Source organism: Actinomadura sp. (assembly GCF_044508335.1).
Lineage (GTDB): Bacteria > Actinomycetota > Actinomycetes > Streptosporangiales > Streptosporangiaceae > Spirillospora.
In genome coordinates this window covers 1-10,158 of record NZ_JBIQHY010000098.1, presented here as the reverse complement: position 1 = coordinate 10,158, position 10,158 = coordinate 1, and the positions used below count along the sequence as shown (strand labels likewise).

The window sequence follows — 10,158 nt, the reverse complement described above, 5'->3', positions numbered from 1 at the left end:
ACCGCCACCTGTCCTGACCGCCACCTGTCCTGACCGCGGCCTGTCCCGACCGGCGCCCGTCCCGGCCGGCACGTTTCTGACCGGGGCTCGTCCTAGCCGGTGCCCGTCCTGACCGGCGCTGTTTCCTGCGGCGCTGTTTCCTGCGGCACCGTGCCGGGCGGTGGCGCGCCGGCGACGGCGGCGAGCTCGTCCAGCAGCGCCGCCACCGCGGGCGGGCGCGGACCGGCCGCGACGACCGCGCTGATGGTGCGGCTGCCGACCGCGGGCACGTCCGGGACCGCGACGCCCGGCTCGGTGTGCAGGCTCAGCGCCAGCGCCGGCAGCGTCGTGACCGCCAGCCCCCGCGCCACCAGCCGCTGGATCGCGACGTGGTCCTCGGTGGCGAACGCGATGTCGGGCGTGAACCCGGCCTGCGCGCACGCCCACCGCAGATGGTCGCGGCACCGGGCGCAGCCCGACGCCCACGTCTCGCCGGCCAGGTCCTGCAGGCGCGGCCGCTCCGCCTCGGCGAGAGGATGCCCGGCCGGGACCAGCAGCCGCAGCGGGTCCTCGCCCAGCACTACCTCCCGGAACCGCGCGTCGACGTCGGGCGGGGTGTGGGCGTGGCGGAACACCACCGCGACGTCGGTGTCGCCCGCGCGCAGCAGGGACAGCGCCTCCGGCGGCTCGGCGTCCACCAGCGTGACCGACACCCCCGGCGCCCGCTCCCGCAGCCGGGCCAGCGCGTCCGGCAGCAGGCCCCCGGCGGCCGTCGGGAACACCGCGACCCGCACCCGCCCGGCGCGCAGCCCCGCGATCGCCGCGATCTGCTCCTGCGCGTCGTCCATGCGGGCCAGGACGTCCTCGACGTGCTCGACCAGGATCCGCCCCGCCTCGGTCAGCCGCACCCCCCGGCCGTGCCGGATCACCAGCGGCGTGCCGGCCTCGGCCTCCAGCCGCGCGATGTGGTGCGACACCGCCGGCTGGGTGTAGGAGAGGGACCGCGCGGCGGCGGTCATCGAGCCGAGCCGGGCCACCTCCCGCAAGATCCGGCCCCGGTGCAGATCAAGCATCCCCGCAAGGTATCAACCGCACTGATGGGACGCCCAGAAAACCTCACTTTGTGCTATGGGATGCCGGGGGGCGACGATCAGGGCATGACCCCTTCCACCGCCGCCCCCTCCACGGGGCGCCTGACCGTCGCCGAGGCGCAGCGCGAGTTCTCCGCCGGCGTCGCCTACCTCAACACCGCCACCTACGGGCTGCCGCCGCGCGCCGCGCACGCGGCGATGCTCGCCGCCGAACGCGACCGCGCCGCCGGGCTGATGGTCCCCACCGTCTTCGACGAGGCGGTCACCCGGTCGCGCGAGGCGTTCGCGCGGCTGCTCGGCGTCCCCGCCGCGCGGGTCGCGTGCGGCCCGCAGGTGTCCTACTACGTGGGCCTGGTCGCCGCGTCGCTGCCCCCCGGGACCGAGGTCCTGGTCGCCGACGGCGACTTCACCTCCCTGCTGTTCCCGTTCGCCGCCCGCACCGGCCTGACGGTCCGGTCGGTGCCGCTGGAGCGCATCGCCGACGAGGTCACCGCCCGCACCGGCCTGGTCGCGGTGTCGGCGGTGCAGTCCGCCGACGGCCGCATCGCCCCCCTCGACGACCTGATCGGCGCGGCCCGCGCGCACGGCGCCCGCATCCTGCTGGACGCCACCCAGGCCGCCGGGTGGCTCCCGCTGCCCGCCGGCCGCGTCGACTGGCTCGTCGCCGGCGGCTACAAATGGCTGCTCGGCCCGCGCGGCACCTGCTTCCTGACCGGCACCGAGGAGGCCCTGGCCGCGCTGCCCCCGATCGGCGCCGGCTGGTACGCCGGACCCGACATCTGGGACTCGGTGTACGGGCTGCCGCTGCGCCTGGCCGCCGACGCGCGCCGCCTGGACCTGTCCCCGGCGTGGCAGTGCTGGGCCGGGCAGGCCCCCGCCCTGGAACTGCTCGAACGCGTCGGGGTCCAGGCCGTCCACGACCACGACGTGGCGCTGGCCCGCCGGTTCGCGGCCGGGCTGGGACTGCCGCCCGGCGACTCGGCGATCGTGTCGGTCGCCGCCCCCGACGGCACCGCCGGCCTGCTGCGCCGCGCCGGGGTCGTCGCCACCGTCCGGGCGGGGCGGCTGCGCTGCGCCTTCCACCTGACCACCACCGGTGCCGACGTCGACAAGGCCGTCGAACTGCTCGCCCCCCTCATCGCGCCCTGACGCCCGCAGACCGTCCCGCCCGCCGGGCGAAGTTCTTACAAGGTTCGAACAAGGAGCCTTGACCGGGCCCTGCGCGCCGTCCCGGCGCGCCGGCGCGTCCTACGTTCGTCGCCATGAACGTACTGCTCACCGGGTCCGCCGGATTCATCGGCTCGCACATCGCCGCCGCGCTGACCGCCGCCGGGCACCGCGTCCGCGGCCTGGACCTGCGGCCCGACGGGCTCGGCGGCCCGCCCGCCGACGTCCGCGACGCCGCCGCGGTCGCCCGGCGGCTGGCCGGCGTCGACGCCGTCTGCCACCAGGCCGCCAAGGTCGGCCTCGGCACCGGCGTGTCCGACCTGCCCGACTACACATCGGTGAACGTGCAGGGCACCGCCGTGCTGCTGGCCGAGATGGCCCGCGCCGGCGTCGCCTCCCTGGTGCTGGCCTCCTCCATGGTGGTGTACGGGGAGGGCGCCTACACCTGCGACCGGCACGGGACCGTCCGGCCGCGGCCCCGCCCCGAGGACGCGCTGCGCGCCGGGCGGTTCGAGCCCGGCTGCCCCTCCTGCGGCCGGCCCCTGGCGCCCGGCACCGTCGCCGAGGACGCCCCGCCCGACCCCCGCAACGCCTACGCCGACACCAAGCTCGCCCAGGAGCACCTGGCCGCGTCGTGGGCGCGCGCCACCGGCGGGTCGGCCGCCGCGCTGCGCTACCACAACGTCTACGGGCCCCGGATGCCGCGCGACACCCCCTACGCGGGCGTCGCGGCGGTCTTCCGGTCGCGGCTGCTGAACGGCCAGGCGCCGCTGGTGTTCGAGGACGGCGGGCAGCGCCGCGACTTCGTCCACGTCCGCGACGTCGCCCGCGCCAACGTGCTGGCGCTGGAGCGGCTCGCCGCCGGGCCGCCCGAGCCCGGCGGGCTGCGCGCCTACAACATCGCCAGCGGCGAGCCCCGCACCATCGGCGCGATGGCCGGGGCGCTCGCCGCGGCGTTCGGCGGCCCGGCCCCGCGCGTCACGGGCGGTTACCGGCTCGGGGACGTCCGCCACATCGTCGCCCGCGGCGACCGGGCCCGCCGCGAGCTCGGCTTCTCCCCGGCGGTGGCGTTCGCCGACGGGATGGCCGAGTTCGCCCGGACGCCCGTCACCAGTTCGTAAGGGTCATGCACCCGTCACCGAAAGTAGCGTCGGAACCGTGATCGATGTCGTACTCCCGTGCCTCAACGAGGCCGAGGCCCTGCCCTGGGTGCTGACCCGCATGCCGGACGGCTACCGGCCCCTGGTGGTGGACAACGCCTCCACCGACGGCTCCGCGCGCGTGGCCGCGGGCCACGGCGCCCGCGTCGTGCCCGCCCCCGACCGCGGGTTCGGCGCCGCCTGCCACGCCGGGCTGCTGGCCGCCCGGACCGAGGTCGTGTGCGTGATGGACGCCGACGCCTCCCTCGACCCGGCCGACCTGCCCCGCCTGACCGCCGCCCTCGCCGCGCTGCACCGCCGCGACGACACCGGCGGGCCGGCCGGCGGGGCCGGGCTGGTGCTGGGGCGGCGCCGGCCCGCCGGGCGGGGCGCGTGGCCGCCGCACGCCCGCCTCGGCAACGCCGTGCTGGCCCGCTCCCTGAACCGGCGCGCCGGGACCCGGCTGCACGACCTGGGCCCGATGCGCGCCGCCCGCCGCGCCGACCTGCTCGCCCTCGGCCTGCGCGACCGCCGGTTCGGCTACCCGCTGGAGATGGTGCTGCGCGCCGCCCGCGCCGGCTGGCCGATCGGCGAGATCGACGTCGCCTACCGGCCCCGCACCGGCGCCTCCAAGGTCACCGGGACCCTCGGCGGGACGGTCCGCGCCGTCCGCGACATGCGCCGCGTCCTCGCCGAGGCCGCCCCGTGAACGCGCCCGCCGCCCGCACCCCCGGCACCGCCGATGTGGTCGTCATCGCCAAGGAGCCCCTCCCGGGGCGGGTCAAGACGCGGCTGACCCCCGCCTACACCCCGGCCGAGGCCGCCGCGCTCGCCGAGGCGTCCCTGCGCGACACCCTCGCCGCCGTCGCCGCCGCACCCGCCGGGCGCCGCACCCTCGCCCTCGACGGCGCGCCCGGCCCGTGGCTGCCGCGCGGGTTCGCCGTCATCGCCCAGCGCGGCGCCGGGCTGGACGAGCGGCTGGCCGCCGCGTTCGCCGACGCGTGGGCGGGCCGCCCCCTGGTGCTGGTCGGGATGGACACCCCGCAGGCCACCCCCGCGCTGCTCGCCCGCGCCGCCCGCGGCCTGGGACGCTGCGACGCGGTGGTGGGGCCCGCCGCCGACGGCGGGTTCTGGCTGCTGGGGCTGCGCCGCCCCGACGCGCGGCTGCTGCGCGGCGTCCCCATGTCGCGGTCCTACACCGGCGCGGTGCTGCTCGCGCGGCTGCGCGCCGCCCGGCTGCGCGTGGGGTTCCTGCCGCGGCTCACCGACGTCGACACCCCCGGCGACGCCCGCGCCGTCGCCGCCGCGGCGCCGGGCGGGCGGTTCGCCGGCGCGCTGCGCGCCCTGCACGCCCGGGCGGTCCCGGCATGATCGGCGCCCTGTACGAGGAGGCGCTGCGCGGCCGCGCCCCCGTGGAGATCGAGCACGCCGACGGGCGCCGCCGCCCCCTGCCGCTGAAGGACTGGCTGGCGGCCCGGCCCGGCGACGGCGGCCTGCTGGACCGCTGCCGCGGCGCCACCCTGGACGTCGGGTCGGGTCCGGGCCGCCTCACCGTGGCGCTGGCCCGGCGCGGCCTGCCCGTCCTCGGCATCGACCTGGCGCCCGCCGCGGTCGCGCTGACCGTCGCGGCGGGCGGCCCCGCCCTGTGCCGGGACGTGTTCGGCCGCGTGCCCGGCACCGGCCGCTGGCGCACCGTCCTGCTCGCCGACGGCAACATCGGCATCGGCGGCGACCCCGCCGCCCTGCTGCGCCGCGTCCGGGCGCTGTGCGCGCCCGGCGGCCGGGTCCTGATCGAGGTCGACCCGCCCGGCGCCGGCTCGCGGGTCGAGCCGCTGCGGCTGCGGTCGGGCCGCGCGGTCGGCGAATGGTTCACCTGGGCGCACGTGTCCGCCGACGCCGCCGGCGCGCTCGCCGCGGCCTGCGCCGCCACCGTCACCGAGCTGTGGGAGGAGGCCGGCCGATGGTTCGTCGCCCTGCGGCCTTGACACCGCCCGCGCTGCTCACCTCCCTCCCGGCGCGGTTCACCAGCCGCCTCCACGACGAGCGGACCGCCTCGTGGCTGGGCATCGCGCTGGGCGTCAGCGTGCTGTCGGCGTTCGCGACCGGGCTGGTCTCCCACTTCATGCAGCACCCGCCCGGCTGGGCGCAGTGGCCGTCGCGGCCGGTGAACCTGTACCGGGTCACCCAGGGCGTCCACGTCATCGGCGGGCTGGCGGCCGTCCCGCTGCTGCTGGCCAAGCTCTGGACGGTCTACCCCAGGCTGTGGCAGTGGCCGCCGGTCCGCTCGATCGGCCACGCCGTGCAGCGGCTGCTGGTGTTCGTCCTGGTCGGCGCGGCGCTGTTCCAGTTCGCCACCGGCGTGCTGAACATCGCCTACTGGTACCCGTTCCGGTTCTTCTTCACCACCGCGCACTACTGGACGGCCTACATCCTGGCCGGCGCGCTGGTCATCCACGTCGCCGACCAGGGCGCCAAGGCGCGCCGGACCGTGATGACCCGCCCGCAGGACGCGGTCGGGCGCCGCTGGTTCCTGCTCACCGCCGCCGCCGCGAGCGGCACCGTCGCGCTGACCACCGCGGGGGAGGCGTTCACGCCGCTGGCGCGGCTGGCCGTGCTGGCGCCCCGCCGCCCCGGCACCGGGCCGCAGGGCGTCCCGGTCAACAAGTCGGCCGCCGCGACCGGCGTCACCGCCCTGGCCCGCGACCCCGGCTGGCGGCTCACCGTCACCGGCCGCGTCGCCCGCCGGGTCGTGCTGTCCCTGGACGACCTGCGCGCCCTGCCGCAGCACACCGCGCGGCTGCCCATCGCCTGCGTGGAGGGCTGGAGCGTGGAGGCGGACTGGCGGGGCGTGCGGCTGCGGGACGTGCTGCGCCTGGCCGGCGTCTCCGGCGACGCGCGGATACGGGTGGAGTCGCTGGAGCGGCAGGGCCGCTACCGCACCTCCCGGGTCGACCCGCCGCACTGGCGCGACCCGCTGACCCTGCTGGCCCTGGACCTCAACGGCGAACCCCTCGCCCTCGACCACGGCCACCCCTGCCGCCTGATCGCGCCGAACCGGCCCGGGGTCATGCAGACCAAATGGGTGCACCGGCTGGTGGTCTCGTGATCGCCCGCGCCGCCGCCTACGCGGCCGGGCTGGCGCTCATCGGCGCCGGGCTGCGCGGCATCGCCGCCGAGGTCCCCGCCGCCCGGTGGGCGGCCTGGTTCGCCGGCGCGGCGGTCCTGCACGACGGGGTCCTGGTCCCGGCGGTGCTGGCCGCCGGGCTGGCCACCGGCCGGCTCCCCGCCGCGTACCGGCGCATCGCGCGGGCCGCGCTCATCGTCGCCGGCTGCGTCACCGCGGTCGCGCTGCCGCTGGTGCTGGGCTACGGCCGCCGCGCCGACGAGCCGTCCCGGCTGCCGCTGCCCTACGGCCGCAACCTGGCGATCGTCCTGGCCGCCGTCACGGCCGCCGCGGCCGCCGCGGCCGCGGTCCGCCTGCTCGCCGGGCGGCGCGGGGGACGGGCGCGGTGACCGCAACCGGCACGCGGGGACGGGCCGGCGCGGGCCGCCGGGCCCGGCCCCAGGCCCGCCGGCGGGCGCCGAGATGGACGCCGCGGCGGGCACGGCGGCGGGCACGGCGGCCGGGGTGGGCCGCGGTCGCGGTGTGGGCCGCCGGGATCGCCGCGGCGTTCGCCGCCGGCTGGTACCTGCGGCGCGCCGGCCTGGCCACCGAGGACCGGCTGCCGCCGCTGCACGCGCGGGCGCGGGAGCGGCCCCTGACCTGGGAGATGCTGCCCGCCGCCGCCGTCGCGGCCGCCGCCGTGGCGGCGCTGCCCACGCTCGCGGCGCGGCTGCGGTGGCGGGCGCTGCCGCCGCTGGCGTGGGCGGCCTCGGCCGCGTGGACGGTGGCGCTCGCGGCCGGCGACGGCTGGGACGCCCTCAAGGCGCCGCTGGACGCGCCCACCGAGTACCCGGCGGGCCTGGCGCAGGTCCGCCCCGACCCCCTGGAGTGGCTGCGGACGTTCACCGAGCGGCTCGGCGGCTACACCACGCACGTGCGGGGGCATCCGCCGCTGCCGACGCTGCTGCTGTGGGCGCTGGAGAAGGCCGGGCTCCACGGGACCGGCTGGGCGGCGGCGCTCATCATCGCGGCGGGCACGTCCGCCGCCGCGGCGATCGCCGTCACGGTGCGGTGCCTGGCGGGGGAGCGCACCGCCCGCGCGGCCGTGCCGTTCCTGGCGCTGGCGCCGGCGGCGGTGTGGATCGCGACCGCGATGGACGCGTTCTTCCTGGCCGTGGGCGCGTGGGGCACCGCGCTTCTCGCCCTGGCCGCACACCGGAGCACCGCACGCCGGCGCACTTCCCGGCACACCGCCCGGCGGGCCGGGGCGCGGTCCGCCGCCCCCGCCGCCGCCCCCGCCGCGGCGCTCGCCCCGGTGCTCGCCGCGGTGGGCGGGGTGCTGCTGGGGTGCCTGCCCTACCTCAGCTACGGGCTGCTGCCGCTGTTCGCGGTGCCGCTGGCGGTGCTGCTGCTGACCCGTCCGGGGGCCGGGGTGCTCGCGGCGCTCGGCGCGGGCCTGGCCGCGGCGCCCGCCGCGTTCACGCTGCTGGGGTTCTGGTGGCCGGACGGCGTGGCCGCCACCCTCGACACCTACCTGGTCAGCCGCGGATCGGCGCAGCGCTCCTACGCCTACTTCGTGTTCGCGAACCTGGCCGTGCTGGGGCTGCTCACCGGCCCGGCGACCGCCCGCGCCCTGCCCGGGGCTGTGCGGGCGGTGCGCGGCGCGATCCGCGCCCGGGCGGGGCCGCCGCCCGCGGCGGCGGCCTCCCTCGCGGCGGCGGCGCTGATCGGCGTGCTCGTCCTGGACGCCTCCGGGGTGACCAGGGGCGAGGTCGAGCGGATATGGACGCCGTTCGCCCTGTGGGCGGTGGCCGCCGCCGCGCTGCTCCGGCCCCCGGCCCGGGCCTGGCTCGCCGCGCAGGCGGCGACCGCGATCGCCGTCCAGGCGCTGGTCCTGTCGCCCTGGTGACGGCCCCTCGCCGGAAGACCGGGCCGGGCCGGGGGACCGTCCCGCCGCCAGGGGCCGCGCTCACCAGGGGCCGCGCTCACCAGGGGACCGGGCCGTCGTCGTCGAAGAACCCGCCGGTCGGGCCGTCCTCGCCCAGGGTCGCGAGCCGGATCGCGATGGCGGCGCCCTGCTCGGCGGTGCGCTCGACGGTCCGCCCGGAGACGCGCGCGAACTCCACGGTGAAGTCGGTGGCGCAGGCGCCGGGCGCGGCCGCGTTGACCTTGATGCGCGTGTCCCGCAGCCGCTTGGCGTACTGGATCGTCAGCATGTTCAGCGCCGCCTTGGACGCCGGGTAGGCGGCCGAGGCGGCCACGTCCCAGAAGTAGTGGCCGGGATCGGTCATCGCGGCCATCGAGGAGGTGCCGCTGGAGATGTTCACGATCCGCCCCGCCGGCGCCTCGCGCAGCAGCGGCAGCACCGCGTTGGTCACCCGGTACACGCCGAACAGGTTGGTGTCGAACACGCGCCGCACGACGTCGAGGTCGGCCTCGTCGGGCAGGTGGACCGGGCCGCCGGAGATGCCGGCGTTGTTGACCAGCACGTCCAGCCGCCCGGCCGAGGCGGCGACGTGCCCGGCCGCGGCCCGCACCGACGCCGCGTCGGTGACGTCCAGGACCACCTCGCGGACGTCGAGCCCGGCGTCCCGCAGCTCCGCGGCGGCCTTCGCGCCCAGGCCCGGGTCGCGGGCGCCGAGCAGCACGGTCATGCCGCGCTCGGCCAGCCCCCGCGCGATGGCGTATCCGATGCCCTTGTTCGCCCCGGTCACCAGGGCGGTGGTGGTGTCATTCATGCCCCCAGCCCACCACCGGCGGCGCGGCCGGCTCCAACACCGATCGCGCCCCGATCAATACCCTGGAGGTATGGACGTGGTGGAAACGCGGGAGCTCGCCTACTTCCTGGCGGTCGCGCGGGAACTGCACTTCGGCCGGGCCGCCGAGAGCCTGGGCATCGCGCAGCCGCCGCTGTCGCGGGCGATCGGCCGGCTGGAGCGGCGCCTGGGCGTGCGGCTGCTGGAGCGCACCAGCCGCCGGGTGACGCTCACCCCGGCCGGCGAGACGCTGCTGGCCGAAGGCGCCGCGGCGCTGGACGCCGTCACCGCGGCCGTCCGCCGCACCCGCCGCGCCGGCGGGACCGGGCCCCGGCTGGTCCTGGCGATGAAGCCCGGCGGGGACGGCGGCGGGCTGCTCCCGGCGATCCTGTCCGCCTACGAGCGCGAACCCGACGCCGTGCCGGTGGAGATGCTGCTCGGCTACGGCGCCGACCGGGCGCTGCGCGACGGCCGCGCCGACGCCGCCCTGCTGTACACGCCGCGGCAGGACGTCACCGGCCTGGCCGTGGAGGAACTGCTGGAGGAGCCGCAGGTCGCGGTGCTGCCGCGCGCGCACCGGCTGGCGGGCCGCGCGGAGGTGTCCCTGGCGGACCTGGACGGCGGCGACGCGCCGGTCGCCCGGTACGGGCACGGCCTGGACGGGCTGCCGCCCGTCACCGACGGCGGGCAGCTGATGCAGCTGATCGCGCTGGGCCGGGCGGTGGCGGTGCTGCCGGAGTCGATGCGGGGGCTGCTGCGCGACGACCTGGTGGCGGTGCCGGTGCGGGACGCGGCGCCGACCACGCTGGTGCTGGCGTGGCCGGAGGCGTCCCGGTCGCGGGCGCTGGCGGCGTTCGTGCGGTCCACGGCCGCCGTCGCCGCCGAGTTCGCCGCCGCCCGCAGCGCCTGACCCGCCCCCGGCA

11 protein-coding genes are annotated in these 10,158 nt (G+C 78.7%); 9 read left to right on the top strand and 2 right to left on the bottom strand.

Annotation, left to right across the window (positions count from 1 at the left end; all coding sequences use genetic code 11):
* Positions 1–92 precede the first annotated feature (92 nt).
* On the bottom strand, positions 93–1,052 hold the full coding sequence (locus tag ACIWVC_RS26245) for a LysR family transcriptional regulator (RefSeq protein ID WP_396454699.1): 960 nt from the start codon (positions 1,050–1,052) through the stop codon (positions 93–95).
* Between the two features lie 84 nt (positions 1,053–1,136).
* Here ACIWVC_RS26245 and ACIWVC_RS26240 point away from each other — a divergent pair, with 84 nt between their 5' ends.
* From ACIWVC_RS26240 to ACIWVC_RS26205, 8 genes are all read left to right on the top strand, one after another.
* Complete coding sequence (locus tag ACIWVC_RS26240) at positions 1,137–2,219, top strand: aminotransferase class V-fold PLP-dependent enzyme (RefSeq protein WP_396454698.1); 1,083 nt, start codon at positions 1,137–1,139, stop codon at positions 2,217–2,219.
* Positions 2,220–2,332: 113 nt separating this feature from the next.
* Entirely contained in the window at positions 2,333–3,358 is a 1,026-nt protein-coding gene (locus ACIWVC_RS26235; protein ID WP_396454697.1) for an NAD-dependent epimerase/dehydratase family protein, read from the top strand.
* Positions 3,359–3,395: 37 nt separating this feature from the next.
* Entirely contained in the window at positions 3,396–4,085 is a 690-nt protein-coding gene (locus ACIWVC_RS26230) for a glycosyltransferase family 2 protein (RefSeq protein ID WP_396454696.1), read from the top strand.
* On the top strand, positions 4,082–4,747 hold the full coding sequence (locus ACIWVC_RS26225; RefSeq protein WP_396454695.1) for a TIGR04282 family arsenosugar biosynthesis glycosyltransferase: 666 nt from the start codon (positions 4,082–4,084) through the stop codon (positions 4,745–4,747). Before ACIWVC_RS26230 ends, ACIWVC_RS26225 begins: the two co-directional genes overlap by 4 nt.
* On the top strand, positions 4,744–5,361 hold the full coding sequence (locus tag ACIWVC_RS26220) for a class I SAM-dependent methyltransferase (RefSeq protein ID WP_396454694.1): 618 nt from the start codon (positions 4,744–4,746) through the stop codon (positions 5,359–5,361). Before ACIWVC_RS26225 ends, ACIWVC_RS26220 begins: the two co-directional genes overlap by 4 nt.
* Complete coding sequence (locus tag ACIWVC_RS26215) at positions 5,337–6,482, top strand: molybdopterin-dependent oxidoreductase (protein ID WP_396454693.1); 1,146 nt, start codon at positions 5,337–5,339, stop codon at positions 6,480–6,482. The genes ACIWVC_RS26220 and ACIWVC_RS26215 overlap by 25 nt, the downstream gene beginning before the upstream one ends.
* A complete protein-coding gene (locus ACIWVC_RS26210) occupies positions 6,479–6,889 on the top strand; it encodes a hypothetical protein (protein WP_396454692.1) in 411 nt (136 codons plus the stop codon). The genes ACIWVC_RS26215 and ACIWVC_RS26210 overlap by 4 nt, the downstream gene beginning before the upstream one ends.
* Positions 6,886–8,388: a hypothetical protein gene (locus ACIWVC_RS26205; protein WP_396454691.1), complete on the top strand. Its 1,503-nt coding sequence runs from the start codon at positions 6,886–6,888 to the stop codon at positions 8,386–8,388. The genes ACIWVC_RS26210 and ACIWVC_RS26205 overlap by 4 nt, the downstream gene beginning before the upstream one ends.
* 76 nt (positions 8,389–8,464) lie before the next feature.
* On the opposite strand, the gene ACIWVC_RS26200 is transcribed toward ACIWVC_RS26205, so the two are convergent.
* Positions 8,465–9,217, bottom strand: coding sequence for an SDR family oxidoreductase (locus tag ACIWVC_RS26200; protein ID WP_396454690.1), 753 nt, complete (start codon positions 9,215–9,217; stop codon positions 8,465–8,467).
* A 70-nt stretch (positions 9,218–9,287) separates the two neighbouring features.
* On the opposite strand from ACIWVC_RS26200, the gene ACIWVC_RS26195 reads away from it, so the two are divergent.
* Positions 9,288–10,145: a LysR family transcriptional regulator gene (locus ACIWVC_RS26195; RefSeq protein ID WP_396454689.1), complete on the top strand. Its 858-nt coding sequence runs from the start codon at positions 9,288–9,290 to the stop codon at positions 10,143–10,145.
* Positions 10,146–10,158 lie beyond the last annotated feature (13 nt).